The organism is Thermus brockianus (assembly GCF_021462505.1).
Taxonomy (GTDB): Bacteria; Deinococcota; Deinococci; order Deinococcales; family Thermaceae; genus Thermus; species Thermus hydrothermalis.
Genome location: NZ_JAKEDV010000003.1, coordinates 43,262 through 61,918 on the forward strand (window position 1 = coordinate 43,262; position 18,657 = coordinate 61,918).

The window sequence follows — 18,657 nt, forward strand, 5'->3', positions numbered from 1 at the left end:
GAAGCCAAAACCCACCCCCTCGAGGGGGTGGGGAGGTGAGGAGAGGAGGCTACTCCTCCAGGGTGGAGAGGTCCCCGGGGTCCTTGCCCAGTTCCTGGGCTTTGAGGAGGCGGCGCAGGATCTTCCCCGAGCGCGTCTTGGGGAGCTTCTCCAGGAAGACCACCTCGCTGGGGGTGGCGATGGGCCCCAACTCCCTGCGCACGTGCTGCACGATGCTTTCCCTTAGCTCCTCCGAAGGGGTTTGCCCGGCGCGCAACACCACGAAGGCCTTGATGGCCTCCCCCTTCAGGGGGTCGGGCACGCCGATCACCGCCGCCTCCGCCACCGCCGGGTGGGAAACCAAGGCGCTCTCCACGTCCGCGGTGCCGATGCGGTGGCCGGCCACGTTGAGGACGTCGTCCGCCCGGCCCAGGATGCTGAAATAACCCTCCTCGTCCATCACCGCCACGTCCCCGGCGGCGTAGACCCCTCCCGGCACCTCGCGCCAGTACTGGAGGTAGCGCTCGTGGTTGCCCCAGACGGTGCGCATCATGTGGGGGAAGGGCCTTTTGAGCGCCAAAAGCCCCCCTTGCCCCGGGGGGACGGGCTTCCCCTCCTCGTCCACCACCAAGGCCTCCACCCCCGGCAAGGCTACCCCGGCAAACCCCGGCTTGGCGGGAAGGGCGAGGGGGGTGCCCAGGGTGGGCCCGCCCAGCTCCGTCTGCCACCAGTTGTCCGCCACGAAGCCCCGCTGGCCCCCCTCCACCAGGTGGGCGTAGGCCCAGCGCAGGGCCTCGGGGTTTAGGGGCTCGCCCGCCACGGCGAGGAGGCGCAAGGAGGAGAGGTCGTACCGCTTGGGCCACTCGGGGCCGTACTTCATGAAAAGCCGCACCGCCGTGGGGGCGGTGAACATCACGTTCACCCGGTACCGCTCCACCACCTGCCAGAAGGCCCCGGGGTCGGGGTAGTCCGGGGCCCCTTCCCGGAGCACGGAGGTGATGCCTTCCAAGAGGGGGGCGTAGACGATGTAGGAGTGGCCCACGATCCAGCCGATGTCGCTGGTGGCCCAGAAGACGTCCTCGTCCTTCACGTCAAAGAAGGTGCGCAGGTGGTAGGTGGTGCCCACCATGTAGCCCCCGTGGACGTGGACCACCCCCTTGGGTTTGCCCGTGGAGCCCGAGGTGTAGAGGATGAAGAGGGGGTGTTCCGCCTCCACCATCTCCGCCCGGGCCTCCGGGGGGGTGTTCCAGAGGAGCTCGTGGAGGTCGTAATGCCCCTCGGGAAGCTCCGCCCGGTAGGCCCGTTGGAACCAGATGACCTTCAGGGGAAGGTCCCGAATGGCCTCCTCCACGATGGACCGGAGGTCCACGCCCTTCCCCCTCCGGTAGCTCACGTCCCCGGCGATGAGGAGCTTGGCCCCGGCATCCAGGATGCGCTCCCTCAAGGCCGCCACCCCGAGCCCGGCGTAGACCACGCTGTGGATGGCCCCCAGGTAGGCCACGGCCAGCATGGCGATGACCCCCTCCAGGGTGAGGGGCATGTAGATCACCACCCGGTCCCCCTTGCCCACCCCAAGCCCTTTAAGCGCCGTGGCCAGGCGGCGCACCCGGTCCAGGAGTTCCCCGTAGGTGAGCTTCGCTTCCCGGCCGTCCTCGGAGAGGTAGAGGAGGGCCACCTTGTTCCTCAGGCCCCGCTCCACGTTGCGCTCCAGGGCGTTGTAGACGGCGTTGGTGGTGCCCTCCAGGAACCAGCGGTGCTCGGGGAGGTGCCACTCCAGGACCTTCTGGAAGGGCTTCTCCCAGTAGAACCGCTTCGCCCACTCCCCCCAGAAGCCCTCGGGGTCTTCCAGGCTCCGCCGGTACTCCGCAGCGAGGTCCTTCAGGTTGGCCGCTTGCCGCAAGGGTTCTGGGGCCCAAAGCCTTTCTTCCGCCCTAAGGAGTTTTTCCACCGCCATAGCTTTCCTCCAGTCCCGAGGTGTCCCCCGGGTCTAGGCCCAAAAGCTCCGCCTTTAAGAGGCGCCGCAGGATCTTGCCGCTCCGGGTGCGGGGGAGGCTTTCGGCGAAGAGGACCCGGGGCGGGGGCACGGGGCCCAGGTGGCGCAGGAGGTGGGCCTTGAGCTTTTCCGCCAGGAGGGGTTTGAGCTCCTCGGGTACCGCCTGCTTGGGCACCACGAAGACCACGATCTCCTCCCCCTCTTCCCCCGGGACCCCAATGGCCGCCGCCTCCGCCACCTGGGGGTGGGTGAGGGCGGCGGCCTCCACCTCGGCGGTGCCGAGCCTGGCTTCCCCCACCTTGATCACCTCCTCCGAGCGCCCCAGGATGCGGAAATACCCCTCCTCGTCCATCACCGCCAGGTCCCCGGTCCAGTAAAGCCCCCCCTGCCAGGGGTTTCCCCCTCCAAGGAGGTCCACCAGCTGGGCGGGGCCCGCCCGGAGGAGGACCAGGTGCCCCTTGGCCCCCGGGGGGAGGACCTCGCCCCGCTCGTCCACCACCCGGGCCTCCACCCCGGGCAGGGGCACCCCCACGAAGCCCGGCTTGGCGGAAAGGGTGAGGGGGGTGGCGAGGGCCGGGGCCCCTAGCTCCGTCTGCCACCAGTTGTCCACGGGCCAGGCCAGGTTCTCCCGGGTCCAGCGCCACACCTCCGGGGCCAAGGCCTCCCCCACGCTCCCCACCAGGCGCAGGCCCGTGGGCCTGGCCTCCCCGTGGCGCCTTAGGGTGCGGAGCAGGGTGGGGGAGGTGAGGAGGACGTCCACCCCAAGCCGGGCCAGGCGCTCGTAGAAGGCGGCGGGGCTTGGGTGGTCGGGCCGGTCTTCCGCCAGGAGGCTCGTTCCCCCAAGGAAAAGGGGGGCGTAGAGGCCGAAGGAATGGCCCACCACCCAGAAGAGGTCGGCGGTGGTGTGGAAGACCTCCCCCGGTTTCAGGTCAAAGAGGTAGCGGAGGGCCCAGGCCACCCCCACCATGTACCCCCCGTGGCCGTGGACCACGCCCTTGGGCTTCCCCGTGGAGCCCGAGGTGTGGAGGAGGAAGAGGGGGTGGTGGGCGGGCACGGGCACGGGGTCCACCGGCCTCCCTTCCGAAACCCTTTCCCAAAACTCCGTGCTCCCCCGCGCGTGCCAGAGCACGGGGAGGTCTAGCCCCGCTATGGCCGCCTCCACCACGGGGCGCAAGGGGACCAGTTGCCCCCTGCGGTAGTAGCCGTCGGCGGCGAGGAGGAGGCGGGCCTGGCTTTGGAGAAGCCTTTCCCTTAAGGCCTCAGGTCCAAGGCCCACGGGCAAGGCCACGTGCACCGCTCCTATGCGGGCCAGGGCCAAAAGGGCTAAGGCAGCCTCGGCCCCTGTGGGCATGTAGAGGGCCACCCGGTCCCCGGGCCGGACCCCTAAACCCCAAAGGAGGCCCGCCAGGCGGGCGGAGAGCTCCTTGAGTTCCCGGTAGGTCCACTTTTCCAGGCGCCCTTCCCCGTCCAGGGTGAGGAGGGCCACCTGTTGGGCCCTTTCCGGGAGGTGGCGGTCCAGGGCGTTTAGGGCGGCGTTGGTGAGCCCCCCTTGGAACCAGCGGCGGCTTTCGGGGTCGTAGGCCTTTTCCCAGGGCTTTTCCCAGAAGAACGCCCGGGCGAAGGGGCCAAAGAAGCCCTCGGGGTCCTCGAGGGCCTCCCGGTAGGCGGCGGCGAAGTCCTGCAGGTTGGCCTTCTCCTTGAGCCCTGGGGGAGGGTCCACCACCTCCACCCGGAAGCTCCCCTCCGGGGGCGGGGCGAGGCTTGGGGGCTCGGGGGGCTTGAGGTAAGGGGAAACCTGGGCCACCTCGGAAAGGGCCCGGGCCAGGCGGCTAAAGGCGAAGGGGAAGCGCCGGGCCGGCACCACCACGCCCAAGGCCCCGAGGAGCTCCCCGCCTGGGCCAAAAAGGGGGGCGGCCAAGGCGGAAAGCCCCAAGGCGTACTCCTCCATCTCCGCCGCCAGGCCCGATTCCCGCACCCGTTTGAGCTCCTCCTCCAGGGCCAAGGGGTCCGTGAGGGTATAGGGGGTGCGGGGGCGGAGAGGGGGGAGGGGCAGGGCGTGGAAGGCCAGGAGGACCTTGCCCAGGGCCAGGGCGTGGGCCTCCTCGGGGAGAGTTTCCCCCAAGGGGTGGGGCTGGCCCTGCCGCCCCCGGGTCTTGAGCCGCACCCCTTCGGGGGTGAGGAGGGCCAGGTAGCAGCGCTCCCGCGTGCGCAGGTAAAGCTCCTCGAGGGCCTCCTCCAAGGGCGTGGTCTCCACCCTCAGGGGCTTGGCGCTTCCTAGGCGGTAGCCCCTTTCCCCTTTAACGGCGAAGCCTTCCTCCACCAGGCTATTGAGAAGGGCGTAGGCGGTGGAAAGGCTTTTCCCCAGGAGGCGGGCCACCTCCTTCACCTCTACCCCCTCGGGGTGCTCCGCCAGGTAGGCCAGGATGCGCAAGGCGGCCTGGACGGTGGAGAGGCTTCGCTTCTTGGCCATCTGCCCCCATCTTGCCCTTGGTAGGCCCTTCCCTGTCAAGAAAGGGGGGCTTTGGCAAATGGTGAAAAACCCCCCTTTTCTTGACCCTGCCCATGCCTCCTCCTATCCTCAAGGGCAAAGGAGGGGGATATGGACCGGATTGAAGGCGTGCTCAAGGAAGAGCGGGTGTTCTACCCGAGCGAGGCCTTTCGCCAGCAGGCCCACATCAAGAGCGAGGAGGAGTACGAGCGCCTTTACGAGGAAAGCCTAAAGGACCCCGAGGGCTTCTGGGGACGGGTGGCCTCGGAGCTCCACTGGTTTGAGCCCTGGCAGAAGGTTCTGGAGGGGGACCTCCCCCACCCCAAGTGGTTCGTGGGGGGGAAGACCAACCTCTCCTACAACGCCCTGGACCGCCACGTGAAGACCTGGCGCAAGAACAAGGCGGCCCTCATCTGGGAAGGGGAGCCTGGGGAGGAGCGGGTCCTCACCTACCACGACCTCTGGCGGGAGGTGCAGAAGTTCGCCAACGTCCTAAAAAGGCTTGGGGTGAAGAAGGGCGACCGGGTCACCATCTACCTCCCCATGGTTCCCGAAGCGGCCATCGCCATGCTGGCCTGCACCCGCATCGGGGCGGTGCACTCCGTGGTCTTTGGGGGCTTTTCCTCTGGGGCTTTGGCCGACCGCATCAAGGACGCCCAGGCCAAGGTCCTCATCACCGCCGACGGCGGTTACCGCCGGGGCGGCATCGTCCCCTTGAAGCAGAACGCCGACGAGGCCCTCAAGGAAACCCCCAGCGTGGAGCACGTGGTGGTGGTGCGCCGCACCGGGGAGGAGGTCCCCTGGACCCCGGGGCGGGACCACTGGTGGCACGAGCTCATGGAGGCGGTCCCCGACCGCTTGGACCCCGAGCCCATGGAGGCGGAAGACCCCCTCTTCATCCTCTACACCTCGGGCTCCACGGGCAAACCCAAGGGCGTCCTCCACACCACGGGCGGCTACATGACCTACGTCTACTACACCACCAAACTGGTCTTTGACCTCAAGGACGAGGACGTCTACTGGTGCACCGCCGACGTGGGCTGGATCACCGGCCACTCCTACGTGGTCTATGGGCCCCTCCTCAATGGGGCCACCACGGTGATGTACGAGGGGGCCCCCAACTGGCCGGAGCCCGACCGCTTCTGGCAGATCGTGGACAAGTACGGGGTGACCATCCTCTACACCGCCCCCACCGCCATCCGGGCCTTCATGAAGTGGGGGGAGGGGTGGCCCGCCAAGCACCGCCTGGAAACCCTGAGGCTTCTCGGCACCGTGGGCGAGCCCATCAACCCCGAGGCCTGGCTTTGGTACTACCAGGTGATCGGGAAAGGGCGGTGCCCCATCGTGGACACCTGGTGGCAGACGGAAACGGGGGGCATCATGATCACCACCCTGCCCGGGGCCCATCCCATGAAGCCGGGGCACGCCGGCAAGCCCTTCTTCGGGGTGAAGCCGGAGATTTTGGACAGCGAGCACAAGCCCGTGGAGAACCCGGACGAGGGCGGCCACCTCTGCATCACGAGGCCCTGGCCCAGCATGCTCCGCACGGTCTGGGGCGACCCGGAGCGGTTTATCCAGCAGTACTTCAGCCAGCACCCCGGGGTCTACTTCACCGGGGACGGGGCGCGGCGGGATAAGGACGGCTACTACCTGATCCAGGGCCGGGTGGACGATGTCCTGAACGTGGCGGGCCACCGCCTGGGCACCATGGAGATTGAGTCCGCCCTGGTCTCCCACCCGGCGGTGGCGGAGGCGGCGGTGGTGGGCCGCCCTGACCCCATGAAAGGGGAGGCCATCGTGGCCTTCGTGACCCTGAAGGAGGGGTATACGCCTTCCGATGCCCTCAGGGACGAGCTCAAGGCCCACGTGGCCAAGGTGATCGGCCCCATCGCCCGCCCCGACGAGGTGCGCTTCACCGACGCCTTGCCCAAGACCCGCTCCGGCAAGATCATGCGCCGCCTCCTGCGGCAAATCGCCGCCGGGGAGAAGGAGATCAAGGGGGACACCTCCACCCTCGAGGACCGCTCCGTGGTGGAGAAGCTGAAAGAGGGGGCCTAAGGCCCCGGCCTTGGGCCCGGCGGGCTAGCCCGCCGGGCTCTTGTGCACGTGCACCACCTTCCACCCCTCGGGGAAGCGTACCGCCACCCGGCTCTCGTTCACCGCCCGGTGCCTTAGGCCGCCTTCCTCCTCCAGGGTGAGGAGGAGGGTGTAGCTGAAGATGGCCACGTCCCCATAGCGCTGGAGCCTTCTTTCCAAGAGGTCTATCCGGTAGGGCCTGCCCTGGGTGGCCCAGCGCTTCTCCACCATGAAGCGGTGGAACTCCAAGCCGTCCAGGCGGTGGGGGGTGACGAACCACTCGTAGAGGGAGAGCTCAGGGTGAGTGGTGGCGGCGTAGGCGGCGTAGTCCCCCTCGTAGATGCTCCTTAGGTGTTCTTCCAGAAAACCCCAAAGCTCGGCCTCCCCTTCCACGGCTCACCTCCCCGGCTGGTACTCCCCCCACTCCTCCCGCAAGACCCCGCAGACCTCCCCCAGGGTGGCCCGGCGGCGGAAGGCCTCGAGGACATAGGGGAAGAGGTTTTCCTGCCCCCTGGCTGCCTGGCGCAGGTTCTCAAGGCCCACCCGGACGCTTTCCCCGTCCCGGTTGGCCTTGAAGGCGGCGAGCTCCCGCTTCCTCCTTTCGTGGAGCTCCGGGTCAATGCGCTGCACGGGCACGGGTTCGTTCAGGGGGCTATTGGGGTCAAAGAAGCGGTTCACCCCCACGATGATGCGCTTGCCCTCCTCCACCTCCTTCTGGAACTGCCAGGCGGACTCCTCTATGGCCCGCTGGAAGTAGCCCGCCTCCACCGCGGCCACGGCCCCGCCCAGGGCGTCTATCTCGGCGATGAGCCTCTCCGCCTCCTTTTCCAGGGCATCCGTGAGATGCTCCACGTAGAAGCTCCCCCCCAAGGGGTCAATGGCCTTGGTCACCCCGCTTTCGTAGGCCAGGATCTGTTGGGTGCGCAGGGCGAGGAGGGCGCTTTTCTCCGTGGGCAGGCCCAGGGCCTCGTCGTAGGCGTTGGTGTGGAGGCTTTGCGTGCCCCCAAGCACGGCGGCCAGGGCCTGGTAGGCGGTGCGCACCACGTTGTTCAGGGGTTCTTGGGCGGTGAGGGTGGAGCCCCCGGTCTGGGTGTGGAAGCGGAGCATCCAGCTTTTGGGGTCCTTGGCCCCGAACTCCTCCCGCATGATGCGGGCCCAAAGCCGCCTGGCCGCCCGGAACTTGGCCACTTCTTCCAAGATATCCCCGTGGGCGGCGAAGAAGAAGGAGAGCCTGGGGGCGAAGGCGTCCACGTCCAGGCCCCGCTCCAGGGCCGCCCGCACGTAGGCCTTCCCGTCCGCCAGGGTGAAGGCAATCTCCTGGGCGGCGGTGGCCCCGGCCTCCCGGATGTGGTAGCCGGAGATGCTGATGGTGTTCCACTTGGGCACGCGCTTGGCGCAGAACTCAAAGATGTCCGTCACCAGGCGCATGGAAGGGCCTGGGGGGTAGATGTAGGTGCCCCGGGCGAAGTACTCCTTGAGGATATCGTTTTGCACCGTGCCCGAGACCTTGTCCCAGCTTACCCCCTGCTCCTCCGCCACCAGGAGGTAGAGGGCGAGGAGCATCATGGCGGGGGCGTTGATGGTCATGCTGGTGGAGACCCGGTCCAAGGGGATGCCCTCAAAGAGCTTGCGCATGTCCTCGAGGGTGGCGATGGACACCCCCACCCGCCCCACCTCCCCCACGCTCATGGGGTGGTCGGGGTCCAGGCCGAGCTGGGTGGGCAGGTCAAAGGCCACGCTGAGGCCGGTCTGGCCCTGGGCGAGAAGGTATCGGTAGCGGGCGTTGGACTCCTCGGCGGTGGAGAAGCCGGCGTACTGGCGCATGGTCCAGAGCCGGTCCAGGTACATCCGCGGGTAGATGCCCCGGGTGAAGGGGTATTCCCCCGGGCGGCCGAGCTTTTCCCGGTACCCCTCGGGCAAGGACTCAAAGAGGCCTTCCATGCTTTAGTTTTACAGGAAGAGCCGGAGGAGAAGAAGGGCCAAGAAGAGGACCCCCAGGATGAGGAGCAAAGGGGGCAAGAGGAGGCTATAAAGGGCCAGCACCAAGGCAAAAAAGTCCTTCCAGTCGGGCCTGGGCTCCTTCTGCACCCCCTTAGCATACCCTCTTCGCCGCCTGGCTTTCCCGCTTCCTAGCTACATCCCCTTTTGATAGCATTAGCCCATGGCCCTGTCCAAAAACGCCCGGAAGGCGCTTAAGGTCCTGGCCCGCCGGGGGGCTCCCGAGGTCCTCTTCGCCCTAAGCCGGGGAGCCTCCCGCTTCTCCGACCTGGAAAGCCTTCTTGTCCTCTCCCCGAGGACCCTGGCGGAGAGGCTTCGGGAGTTCCACCTTTTGGGCTTCGTGGAGCGGCGGGCCTACCCCGAGGTGCCGCCTCGGGTAGAATACACCCTGACCCCGCGGGGCAAGCGGGTTTTGGATTTCCTGCGCGGATTGGAGGACGTATTGGAGCCCAAGGAGGAGGTGCGGTGAAAGCCAAAGCCATCGTGGTCACATCGGGCAAGGGCGGGGTGGGGAAGACCACCACCACCGCCAACCTGGGGGCGGCCTTGGCCAAGCTGGGGGAGAAGGTGGCGGTGGTGGACGTGGACGTGGGCCTCCGCAACCTGGACGTGGTCATGGGCCTCGAGGGGCGGGTGGTCTTTGACCTCATTGACGTCCTGGAGGGGCGGGCCAAGCCCCGGCAAGCCCTCATCCGGGACAAGCGGGTGGAAAACCTCTACCTCCTTCCCGCCTCCCAGACCAAGGACAAGGAGGCCCTGGACCCCGCCAAGTTCAAGGAGCTCGTCCAGTTCCTCCTCACCGAGGAGGGGTTTGACCGGGTGCTCATTGACTCCCCCGCCGGGATTGAAAAGGGCTTCCAGACCGCCGCCACCCCGGCGGAAGGGGCCTTGGTGGTGGTGAACCCGGAGGTGAGTAGCGTCCGGGACGCCGACCGCATCATCGGCCTCTTGGAGGCCCGGGAGATCCGGGAAAACTACCTCGTCATCAACCGCCTCCGCCCCAAGATGGTGAGCCGCGGGGACATGCTCTCCGTGGAGGACGTGGTGGAGATCCTGGGCCTAAGGCCCATCGGCATCATCCCCGAGGACGAGCAGGTCATCGTTTCCACCAACCAGGGGGAGCCCTTGGTCCTCAAAGGGACGGGCCCCGCTGTCCAGGCCTTCTTGGACACCGCCCGGCGGATGCGGGGCGAGGAGGTGCCTTTCCGCCACCTGGACGAGGCCCAGGGCTTTTTGGGCGTCCTGCGCAAGCTCTTTGGGGGTCGGTGATGTGGTGGCGCAAAAAGAGCAAGGAGAAGGCCAAGGAAAGGCTTAAGCTGGTCCTGGCCTACGACCGGGCCAGGCTTTCCCCGGGCCTGGTGGAAAGCCTGAAGAAGGACCTCTTGGAGGTGCTCCGCCGCTACTTCCCCGCCCAGGAGGAGGGCCTCGAGGTGGCCCTGGAGGAGCGGGGGGAGAAGATGGTCTTGGTGGCGGACATCCCCTTGCGCTGAGGTGGGCGTGGTCCTTAGGCGGCCGAACCCCTTGGCATACGACTGGGGGCTCATCCTTTTGGCCCTTTTCTTGGCCGTCCTCGGGGTTTTTAACCTGAGGAGCGCCGCTCCTGACCCTAGCCTCGTTTCCCGGCAGGTCTTGGCCCTCGTCCTGGGCCTTGGGCTTGCGGTGGGGGTCCAGTTCTTTACCCGCCGCCTCCTCTTCGCCTGGGCCTATCCCCTCTACGCCTTTTCCTTGGCCCTTCTGGTGGCGGTCTTGGCCTTCGGCAAGGAGATCAACGGGGCCAAGGCGTGGTTTGTGCTAGGCCCCTTGCAGTTCCAGCCCCTGGAGCTCGCCAAGGTGGGCCTCGTCCTGGCTCTCTCCCGCTTCCTTGCGGAAAGGCCCATCCGCCGCCTTTGGGACTACGTCTTGCCCGCCCTCCTCGTGGCGCCGGCGGCGGGGCTTCTCCTCCTCCAGCCCGACCTTGGGGGCACCCTGGTGGTCCTCTTCGGGGCCTTTACCGTGCTCTTCGTGCGGGGGCTACCTTGGAAGCACCTCCTCATCGGGGCCTTGGCCCTCGTCCTCCTCGTGCCCACCGTGATCTGGCCCAACCTCAAGCCCTACCAACGGGAGCGGGTCCTGATCGTCTTAGACCCCTACCGCGATCCCCTAGGCCAGGGCTTTCAAGTGATCCAGTCCACCATCGCCATCGGCTCCGGCGGGCTTTTCGGCAAGGGGTATGGCCAGGGGACCCAGACGCAACTGGGCTTCGTACCCTTCCGGCACACGGACTTCGTCTTCGCCGTTTGGGCGGAGGAGTGGGGTTTCGTGGGGGTGGTGGGCCTCCTTGGGCTTTACGCCCTTCTCGTGGTGCGCCTCTTTGGCCTGGCCCTGGAGTGTTCCCGGATGGAAGACCGCCTTTTCCTTGCCGGGATTGGGGGCATGTTGGCCTTTCAGGTCTTGGTGAACCTGGGGGTGGCCCTGGGGGTGATGCCCGTCACTGGCCTCACCCTGCCCCTTTTCTCCTATGGAGGGTCCAGCCTCATGGCCACCCTCTTCGCCTTGGGTCTGGTCCTCCTCGTCCACCGGGACCGGGCGGCCCTCTAGCCTGCTAAACTGGGCCCCGTGGCGGACGTGCTGGTGCGCCTATCGGGGGTGCGCAGGACCTTCGGCGGGGTGGTGGCCTTGGACGGGGTGGACCTGGAGGTGCGAAGGGGGGAGTTTTTTAGCCTTCTCGGGCCCTCCGGGTGCGGAAAGACCACGCTTCTTAGAATTCTCGCCGGGTTTGACACCCCGGATGCCGGGCGGGTGGAGATCGCCGGGAAGGACATGGCGGGGGTCCCCCCCTACGACCGGCCCGTGAACACCGTCTTCCAGAACTACGCCCTCTTCCCCCACATGACCGTGGAAGCGAACGTGGCCTTCGGCCTCAGGATGAAGGGCTTGCCCCAGGCTGAGGTGAAGCGGAAGGTGGCTTGGGCCTTGGAGCTCGTGGACCTCGTGGGCCTGGAGAAGCGCTACCCCAGGGAGCTATCCGGGGGGCAGAAGCAACGGGTGGCCTTGGCCCGGGCCTTGGTCTTGGAGCCCCTGGTCCTCCTCCTGGACGAGCCCCTTTCCGCCCTGGACGCCCGGCTTCGCCAGGAGCTTCGGGTGGAGCTGATGCAACTCCAGAGGCGGCTTGGCACCACCTTCATCTTCGTCACCCACGACCAGGAGGAGGCCTTGGTCATGTCCGACCGCATCGCCGTGATGCGCGCGGGGCGCATCGTGCAGGAGGGGCTTCCCGACGAGGTGTACGAAAGGCCCAAAAACCGCTTCGTGGCGGAGTTTCTAGGCCGCTCCAACTTCCTTTCCGCCAAGCCCCACCCCTTGGGGGCGGAAACCCCCGTGGGCCCTTTACGGCTCAAGGAGCCCTTGACGCAGGCGGCCACCCTGGCCATCCGCCCGGAAAAGATCCGCCTCTACCCGGCGCAAAACGGGGCCCCCGCCCGGGAGAACCTGGTGCGGGCGGTGGTGGAGGAGATCGTCTACACGGGGGCGGAGAACCAGTACTACCTGCGGGCGGGGGAGGTGCGGCTCCTGGCCTACACCCTGAACCAGGACCTGCAGGAGCCGGGGGCGGAGGAGTTCGGGTATGGGGAGGAGGTCTACGCCTACCTCCCCCCGGAGAACCTGGTGGTGGTCCATGAATGAGGCGGCGACCCCTAGCCAGCGCCTCTTCCGGGTCCTGGTCACCGTGGGACCGGGGGGGCTTTGGCTTCTCCTTTTCGTGCTCCTTCCCTCCCTTTTGGTCCTCCTCGCTTCCTTCCTCACCCGGGGGCCTTACGGGGAGCTCGGCCCGCCCCTTGGCCTGCACAACTACGCCCGGGCCTTGGAGCCCCTTTACCTCGAGGCCTTCGCCCAAAGCCTCTTGGTGGGCGTTTGGGCCACGCTCCTTTCCGCCCTTTTAGGCTACCCCTTGGCCTTTTACATCGCCCGCCACCCCAAGCGGGACCTCCTCCTCTTTTTGCTCCTCTTACCCTTCCTCACCAACTTCCTCATCCGGGTCTACGCCTGGCTCGTGTTGCTCCAACGGGAAGGGCTCGTGAACGCCCTTTTGGGGGCTTTTGGCCTTGGTCCTTTCCCCTTCTACCCCTCCTTTGGCGCCGTGCTCTTGGCCACGGTCTACACCTTCTTGCCCTTCTTTGTCCTGCCGGTGTACGCCAGCGTGGAAAGGTTGGACTGGCAGCTATTGGAAGCGGCCTACGACCTTGGGGCAAGGCCTTTTAGGGCTTTTCTTCACGCGGTGCTTCCCCAAACCTACCCGGGGCTTTTTGCCGGAAGCGTCCTCGTCTTCATTCCCGCCATGGGCACCTTTGTGGTGGCGGACCTCTTGGGGGCTGGGCGGGTGGTCCTCATCGGCAACCTCATCCAGCAGCAGTTCGGCGTAACCCGGGACTGGGCTTTCGGGGCGGCGTTGAGCGTTTTTCTCATGGGCTTCGTTCTCCTAAGCCTTTACCTCTACGCCCGCATCCAGGGGGAAAGGGGGCTTGAGGAGCTGGTATGAGGCGGCTTCTTTCCCTGCACGCCCTTTTGGTCTACGCCTTCCTCTACCTTCCCCTTTTGGTGATCGTGGCCCTGTCCTTCAACGAGAGCCGCCGGGGGGTGCGCTTCACCGGCTTCACCCTGGACTGGTACCGGGCCCTGTTCCAGGACCCCAGGGTCTTGGAGTACTTCGGGAACACCCTGGCCGTGGCCTTGGTGTCCACCCTGGTGTCCACGGCCTTGGGCACCCTGCTCGCCTTGGGCATGGTGCGCTACCGCTTCTTCGGCAAAGAGCTCTTGCGCTACCTCCTCTACATCCCCGTGGTGATGCCCGACGTGGTCATGGGGATCTCCCTCCTCCTCCTTTTCGCCTTTTCCCGGGAGCTTTTGGGCTTCCCTAGGCTTTCCCTCCTCACGGTGATCCTGGGGCACATCACCTTCCAGTTGGCCTTCGTGACCCTGGTGGTGCGCTCCCGGCTCCTCCTCCTGGACCCCGCCTTGGAGGAGGCGGCCCGGGACCTGGGGGCCAGGGGGTTCCAGACCTTCCTCCACGTGACCCTCCCCTTGGCCTGGCCGGGGGTGGCGGCGGGGGCGCTTCTCGCCCTTACCCTGTCCCTGGACGACTTCGTGGTCACCTTCTTCACCGCAGGCCCCGGGGCCACCACCTTGCCCCTTTACATCTATTCCAGTGTGAAGCTGGGCGTAAGCCCCAAGGTGCACGCCCTCTCCACCCTCATCGTGGGCCTTTCGGCGTTTTTTCTGGCGTTGGGGTATGCTCTTTCCCGGAGGCGGGTATGAGGCGAGGGTTGGTTCTCCTTCTGTTGGCGGTTTTGGTCCTCCTCGGGGTTTTCCTCCTGCGGCCTAGGCCGGCCCAGGGGGAGGGTACCCTCTACTTCCTGAACTGGGCCGACTACATCCCCGAGGAGCTCGTCAAGAAGTTTGAGGCGGAAACGGGGGCCAAGGTGGTCCTGGACACCTTTGAGTCCCCCGAGGCCATGCTGGCCAAGCTGAAGGCGGGGGCGGACCAGGAGTTTTCCCTGGTGGTGGCCCCGGACTACTACGTGCTCCAGATGGCCCGGGAGGGCCTCCTCGCCCCCTTGGACAAGGGGAGGCTTGCCAACCTTAAGAACCTGGACCCCTTCTTCCAAGACCCCCCCTACGACCCGGGGTTGCGGTACTCCGTCCCCTACCTTTGGGGTACCACGGGCATCGCCTACCGGGAGGACCTGGTCCAGGGCCCTGTGGACTCCTACGCCGTCTTTTTTGACCCCGCCCGCCAGGTGGGGCCCTTCCTCCTCCTGGACGAGATGCGGGAGACCATTGGGGCGGCCCTCAAGTACCTGGGCTACTCGGTGAACACCACGGACCCCGCTGCCTTGGAAAAGGCCAAGGCGCTCCTCCTTAGCGCCAAGGGGCGTTCCGTGGGGTTTGCGGGCGGTGTAGAGGCCCTAAACCGCATCCTGGCGGGGGATGCAGCCCTTAGCCTCGCCTACTCGGGGGACGTGCTCCAGGCCCGGCAGGAGGACGAGCGCCTCCGCTACGCCATACCGAAGGAGGGGGGCACCCTTTGGACGGACGCCATGGTGGTCCTGGAGCGGGGGCCGGCAAAAGCCCTGGCCTACCGCTTCATAGACTTCCTCTTGGAGCCGGAAAACGCCGCCGCCTTGGCCGAGTACACCCGCTACGCCACCCCCGTGGCCGCCGCCATTCCCCTTCTTCCCGAGGAGATGCGCCAAGACCCCGTGGTCTTCCCCCCGGAGGAGGTGCGGGCCAAGCTGGAGTACCTGAAGGACCTGGGGCCGGACATCGCCCTCTTTGACCGGGTTTGGACCGAGGTAAAGGCCCGCTAAAGGTGCCTTGGCGGGGGATGGGGTAAGCTGGACCCATGAGGAAGCTTTGGGCCCTTCTCCTCGTCTTGGGCCTGGCCTGGGGCCAAGGGGTAGAGGCCCTTTGGGTGAGGTCCTGCGCCCAGTGCCACGGGGAGAAGGGCCAAGGGGTGCGCCCCTACCCCTCCCTGCAGGGGGTGGCCTCCTTTTTCGCTACCCCGGAGGGGCGGCGCTACCTGGTCCTGGTGGTCCTCTACGGCAAAAAGGGCGAGGCCGGCCTTATGCCGGGGTTTTCCCAACTCAAGGACGAGGAGCTCGCCGCCCTCCTAAACCACCTCCGCACCCTCCTCGGGGCCAAGGGCGAGCCCTTTACCCCGGAAGAGGTCCGGCGGGGGCGAGGCCTGAACCTCACCCCCGACCAGGTGAAGCGCCCCTAGAGGGGCTCTTCCAGGACAGCGCCCTCGTCCGCTTGGCGCACCAGGGCGGCGTAGCGGGCGAAGAGGCCCCGGGTGAAGGCGGGTGGGCGGGGTTGCCATCTCGCCTTGCGCCGGGCGAGTTCTTCTTCGGAAAGGAGGACCTCGAGGCGGCGGTTCTCCACGTCAATCCGGATGGTGTCCCCTTCTTCCAGGAGGGCGATGGGGCCTCCCACGAAGGCCTCGGGGGCGATGTGGCCGATCATGAGGCCCCGGGTTCCCCCGGAGAAGCGGCCGTCCGTGAGGAGGGCCACCTCGGGGCCGAGGCCCTCCCCCACGATGGCGCTGGTTACGGAGAGCATCTCCGGCATGCCGGGGGCTCCCTTGGGCCCCACGTAGCGGATGACCACCACGTCCCCCGGGCGGATCTCCCCTTTTAGGACCTTTTCCATGGCCGCCTCCTCCGAGTCAAAGACCCGGGCGGGGCCTTGGAAGAAGGTGCGCTCCGTGCCGGCGAGCTTGAGGACGGCCCCTTGGGGGGCGAGGTTCCCCTTAAGGACCACCAGGCCTCCCTGGGGCTTGAGGGCCTTATCCACGGGGAAGACCACCCGTTGCCCTTCCTTTTCCCGGTAGGCCCTTTCCACCTCTTCCGCCAGGGTTCTCCCCGTGAGGGTCTTCTCGTCCCCAAAGAGGAGGCCCGCCTCCAAAAGCCGCCGGAAGACGAGGGCCGTCCCCCCGGCCTCAAAGAGCTCCCAGGCGGTGTAGGTGCCCCAAGGCCTCAGGTCGGCGATGACGGGGGTCTTGCGGGAAACCTGGTCAAAGTCGTCCAGGGTGAGCTCCACCCCCGCCTCCCTGGCCATGGCCAGGAGGTGGAGCACGGCGTTGGTGCTCCCCCCCGTGGCGGCCACGGTGGCGATGGCGTTGAGGAAACTCTTCCGGGTGAGGAAGTCCTTGGGCTTCCAGTCCTTGGCGATGGCCTCCGCCAGGATTTTCCCCGCTTCCCGAGTGGCCCGGGGCTTGTCCGGGTGGACGGCGGGGATGGCGTTGTAGCCGAGGGGGGAGAGGCCGAGGGCCTCGAGGGCCATGGCCATGGTGTTGGCGGTGTACTGGCCGCCGCAGGCCCCGGGGCCCGGGATGGCCCGCTTCTCTATCTCCAATAGCTCCTCGTCCGAGAGCTTACCCGCCGCCCGCTGGCCCACCGCCTCAAAGACCTCCACGATGGTGAGCTTCCTTCCCCGCCACTCCCCGGGGGCGATGGTGCCCCCGTAGAGGACCATGCCGGGAACGCCGCTCCGGATGACGCCCATGGCCCCCCCGGGGATGGTCTTGTCGCAGGCGGAGAGAGCCACCATCCCGTCGTAGAGGTAGCCTTGGGCCACGAGCTCCACGCTGTCGGCGATGACCTCGCGGCTTACAAGGCTTGCCCGCATGCCCGGGGTGCCCATGCTGATGCCGTCGGAGATGGCGGGGGCCCCGAACTCAAAGGGCACGAGACCCGCCTCCCTAAGGCCCGCCTTGAGGTCCAAGGCCAGGGTGCGCAGGTGGAAGTTGCAGGGCATCCCGTCGGTGAAGGTGTTCACCACCCCCACGAAGGGCCTTTGGAAGTCCTCGTCCCCTACCCCCACCGCCCGGAGCATGCTGCGGGCGGGGGCCTGTTGCAATCCCTTCTTGATGCGGTCGGATCTCATGCGTCCCTCCAACTGGCGGTCTTGCCGTGGTACTGCCTGGCCTTGGAAAGGAGGCGCACCAGGGCCTTGGCCGCCTCCTCCGGCGTGAGGAGAAGGCCTTCTTCCTTGTAGCCTCTAAAGACCCGCTGGAGCACGGGAGCGGCGCTTCCTTGGGCCTCCCGGGCCTGGCGTTGCATCTCCGTTTCCACCACCCCGGGCCGGAAGACAAAGCAGGCGACCTCGGGCACCTCCGCGGCCAACTGCCGCGCCAGGTGCTCCTCCGCCGCCTTGGCCACGGCGTAGGCGCCGATGCCGGGGAGGTTCGTTTCCGCCGCCCCCGAGCCCACGTACACCGCAAGCCCCTCCCCCCGCCTCCGCAGGAGGGGGTAGGCGAAGCGGGCGAGCTGGTAGCCGGCGAGGAGGTTGGCCTCGAGGACCTCCATAAAGAGCGCCTCCGCCATCTCGTAGAGCAAGGGCCCCGGGTGCAGGACCCCGGCGTTGTGGATGTAGCCGAGGAAGTTGCCTAGGCCTTCCGCTTTTTCCACCAGGACCTCGGCCACCTCGGCCTTGCCGGCGCTCCCCGCCACGTGGGCCACCCTGGCCCCCAGGGCCCGGGCCTCCTCCGCCACCGCCCTTAGCGGGGCTTCCGAGCGGGCGTTCAGGACCAGGTCGTAGCCCGCCTTGGCGAGCTCCAGGGCGAGGGCCCTGCCGATGCCCCGGCTCGCCCCGGTGAGGATGAGGGTTTTTCTCATAGGAGTTCCTCCGTGGGGATTTCCACGCCGAGGAAGGAGAGCCGCTTGCCCGGGCCCAGGGTTTCCACTTCCCCGTAGGAGGCCCCTTGGGGGTGGCGGTGGACCAAAATCCTTTGGCCCTCGAGGTCCACCACCCAGGCCTCGGGCACACCCCCTTGGGCGTAGAGGTGGAGCTGGGTGGAGAGGTCGTAGCGCAACGAGGTGTCGGCCACCTTCACCACCAGAGGGTTTTGCCCGGAGAGCAGGGCTTTCCCTTCTAGGACCAAGGGGGCCAAGGGGCTTGTTAACCTGCGGACGATGGCGGCGCACCTAGGACCGATAGGGCGCATCTCCACCAGATCCCCTTCCACCAGCTCAAGCCGTAGGTCCTCGGGGAAAACTCCCGCCTCCACCCTCCGATGGAACTCTTCCAGGGAAATCCGGTGACGGGTCATGGGAGGACCTCCTTGAGGGGGAAGGAGAGGCCAAGGACTTCCAGCGTGCCCTCTTCCAGGACCTGTTGGAACCGGTAGGCCCCGCCCTGGGGCTCGCTATAGCGGTGGAGCCGGTCCCGGGTTAGGTCCAGTACCCAGACCTCGGGCACCCCTGCTTTGGCGTAGAGGGGGACCTTTACCCGGAGGTCGTAGTCCAGGGAGGTTTCCGCCACCTCTATGACCAAGAGGGCATCTTGGGTTTCGGGCACCCTTTCCCCATAAAAATCCTCGCGGAAGCGGAGCAGAACCAAGTCTGGCTGGACTTCGGTGTCAGGGAAAAGCCGCAAAGGGTCTTGGATCTGCAGAAGGGCTTTGCGGGCTTGTTGTAAGGGGAAAAGCTTGTCCATAAGCCGCTTGAGTGCGGCCATATGCCGCTTCCCCACCGGGCTCATCTCCAGGATCTCCCCCTGCACCAGCTCCACCCGGGCGTCCTCGGGGAGGATGCCCACCTCCTGCATCCGGTGGAAGTCCTCAACATTAAAGCGGTGGCGGACCATT

General features: G+C 67.0%; 19 protein-coding genes. 10 read left to right on the forward strand and 9 right to left on the reverse strand.

Annotated elements, in window-relative coordinates:
• Positions 1 to 49: 49 nt before the first annotated feature.
• Together acs (LXN00_RS04265) and LXN00_RS04270 are read right to left on the reverse strand one after the other, a co-directional pair.
• A complete protein-coding gene (gene acs, locus LXN00_RS04265) occupies positions 50 to 1,933 on the reverse strand; it encodes an acetate--CoA ligase (RefSeq protein ID WP_234505302.1) in 1,884 nt (627 codons plus the stop codon).
• Positions 1,911 to 4,442 carry an AMP-binding protein gene (locus LXN00_RS04270; RefSeq protein ID WP_234505305.1) on the reverse strand — a complete coding sequence of 844 codons (2,532 nt, stop codon included), beginning with the start codon at positions 4,440 to 4,442 and terminating at the stop codon, positions 1,911 to 1,913. The genes acs (LXN00_RS04265) and LXN00_RS04270 overlap by 23 nt, the downstream gene beginning before the upstream one ends.
• A 129-nt stretch (positions 4,443 to 4,571) precedes the next feature.
• Here LXN00_RS04270 and acs (LXN00_RS04275) point away from each other — a divergent pair, with 129 nt between their 5' ends.
• Positions 4,572 to 6,518, forward strand: a complete 1,947-nt coding sequence (gene acs, locus LXN00_RS04275) for an acetate--CoA ligase (protein ID WP_234505308.1) — start codon at positions 4,572 to 4,574, stop codon at positions 6,516 to 6,518.
• A 24-nt stretch (positions 6,519 to 6,542) separates the two neighbouring features.
• Here the strand turns inward: acs (LXN00_RS04275) and LXN00_RS04280 are convergent, their stop codons facing one another.
• From LXN00_RS04280 to LXN00_RS04290, 3 genes are read right to left on the reverse strand one after another with little or no spacing between them, the layout of a single operon-like run.
• Positions 6,543 to 6,929: a nuclear transport factor 2 family protein gene (locus LXN00_RS04280; protein ID WP_234505310.1), complete on the reverse strand. Its 387-nt coding sequence runs from the start codon at positions 6,927 to 6,929 to the stop codon at positions 6,543 to 6,545.
• A 3-nt stretch (positions 6,930 to 6,932) separates the two neighbouring features.
• Positions 6,933 to 8,477: an acyl-CoA mutase large subunit family protein gene (locus LXN00_RS04285; protein ID WP_234505313.1), complete on the reverse strand. Its 1,545-nt coding sequence runs from the start codon at positions 8,475 to 8,477 to the stop codon at positions 6,933 to 6,935.
• 9 nt (positions 8,478 to 8,486) lie between these two features.
• A complete protein-coding gene (locus LXN00_RS04290) occupies positions 8,487 to 8,624 on the reverse strand; it encodes a hypothetical protein (protein ID WP_234505316.1) in 138 nt (45 codons plus the stop codon).
• A gap of 73 nt (positions 8,625 to 8,697) precedes the next feature.
• Here LXN00_RS04290 and LXN00_RS04295 point away from each other — a divergent pair, with 73 nt between their 5' ends.
• The 9 genes from LXN00_RS04295 to LXN00_RS04335 are packed head-to-tail and all read left to right on the forward strand — an operon-like array spanning position 8,698 to position 15,291.
• Positions 8,698 to 9,003, forward strand: coding sequence for a winged helix-turn-helix transcriptional regulator (locus tag LXN00_RS04295; RefSeq protein ID WP_234505320.1), 306 nt, complete (start codon positions 8,698 to 8,700; stop codon positions 9,001 to 9,003).
• Positions 9,000 to 9,803: a septum site-determining protein MinD gene (gene minD / locus LXN00_RS04300; protein ID WP_234505322.1), complete on the forward strand. Its 804-nt coding sequence runs from the start codon at positions 9,000 to 9,002 to the stop codon at positions 9,801 to 9,803. Before LXN00_RS04295 ends, minD begins: the two co-directional genes overlap by 4 nt.
• Positions 9,803 to 10,024 carry a cell division topological specificity factor MinE gene (gene minE / locus LXN00_RS04305; RefSeq protein ID WP_234505325.1) on the forward strand — a complete coding sequence of 74 codons (222 nt, stop codon included), beginning with the start codon at positions 9,803 to 9,805 and terminating at the stop codon, positions 10,022 to 10,024. Before minD ends, minE begins: the two co-directional genes overlap by 1 nt.
• Positions 10,025 to 10,031: 7 nt before the next feature.
• Positions 10,032 to 11,111 carry a rod shape-determining protein RodA gene (gene rodA, locus LXN00_RS04310; protein WP_234505327.1) on the forward strand — a complete coding sequence of 360 codons (1,080 nt, stop codon included), beginning with the start codon at positions 10,032 to 10,034 and terminating at the stop codon, positions 11,109 to 11,111.
• Between the two features lie 18 nt (positions 11,112 to 11,129).
• A complete protein-coding gene (locus LXN00_RS04315; RefSeq protein ID WP_234505329.1) occupies positions 11,130 to 12,197 on the forward strand; it encodes an ABC transporter ATP-binding protein in 1,068 nt (355 codons plus the stop codon).
• The gene (locus LXN00_RS04320; protein WP_234505331.1) at positions 12,190 to 13,050 is read left to right on the forward strand and encodes an ABC transporter permease; all 861 of its coding nucleotides are present in this window, start codon (positions 12,190 to 12,192) and stop codon (positions 13,048 to 13,050) included. The genes LXN00_RS04315 and LXN00_RS04320 overlap by 8 nt, the downstream gene beginning before the upstream one ends.
• The gene (locus LXN00_RS04325) at positions 13,047 to 13,826 is read left to right on the forward strand and encodes an ABC transporter permease (RefSeq protein ID WP_234505332.1); all 780 of its coding nucleotides are present in this window, start codon (positions 13,047 to 13,049) and stop codon (positions 13,824 to 13,826) included. Before LXN00_RS04320 ends, LXN00_RS04325 begins: the two co-directional genes overlap by 4 nt.
• Positions 13,823 to 14,878, forward strand: coding sequence for a polyamine ABC transporter substrate-binding protein (locus tag LXN00_RS04330; RefSeq protein ID WP_234505334.1), 1,056 nt, complete (start codon positions 13,823 to 13,825; stop codon positions 14,876 to 14,878). The genes LXN00_RS04325 and LXN00_RS04330 overlap by 4 nt, the downstream gene beginning before the upstream one ends.
• A gap of 35 nt (positions 14,879 to 14,913) precedes the next feature.
• Positions 14,914 to 15,291 (forward strand): c-type cytochrome, encoded by a 378-nt coding sequence (locus LXN00_RS04335; RefSeq protein WP_234505336.1) that lies wholly within the window; start codon positions 14,914 to 14,916, stop codon positions 15,289 to 15,291.
• Here the strand turns inward: LXN00_RS04335 and ilvD are convergent.
• Genes ilvD through LXN00_RS04355 form a run of 4 tightly spaced genes read right to left on the reverse strand, consistent with a single transcriptional unit; the run spans position 15,288 to position 18,656 of the window.
• Positions 15,288 to 16,955, reverse strand: coding sequence for a dihydroxy-acid dehydratase (ilvD, locus tag LXN00_RS04340; RefSeq protein ID WP_234505337.1), 1,668 nt, complete (start codon positions 16,953 to 16,955; stop codon positions 15,288 to 15,290). The two genes, LXN00_RS04335 and ilvD, sit on opposite strands and share 4 nt — an antisense overlap.
• A complete protein-coding gene (locus tag LXN00_RS04345) occupies positions 16,952 to 17,686 on the reverse strand; it encodes an SDR family NAD(P)-dependent oxidoreductase (RefSeq protein WP_234505338.1) in 735 nt (244 codons plus the stop codon). The genes ilvD and LXN00_RS04345 overlap by 4 nt, the downstream gene beginning before the upstream one ends.
• Positions 17,683 to 18,120: a Uma2 family endonuclease gene (locus LXN00_RS04350; protein WP_234505340.1), complete on the reverse strand. Its 438-nt coding sequence runs from the start codon at positions 18,118 to 18,120 to the stop codon at positions 17,683 to 17,685. The genes LXN00_RS04345 and LXN00_RS04350 overlap by 4 nt, the downstream gene beginning before the upstream one ends.
• Positions 18,117 to 18,656 (reverse strand): Uma2 family endonuclease, encoded by a 540-nt coding sequence (locus LXN00_RS04355; RefSeq protein ID WP_234505342.1) that lies wholly within the window; start codon positions 18,654 to 18,656, stop codon positions 18,117 to 18,119. The genes LXN00_RS04350 and LXN00_RS04355 overlap by 4 nt, the downstream gene beginning before the upstream one ends.
• Position 18,657: the final 1 nt, after the last annotated feature.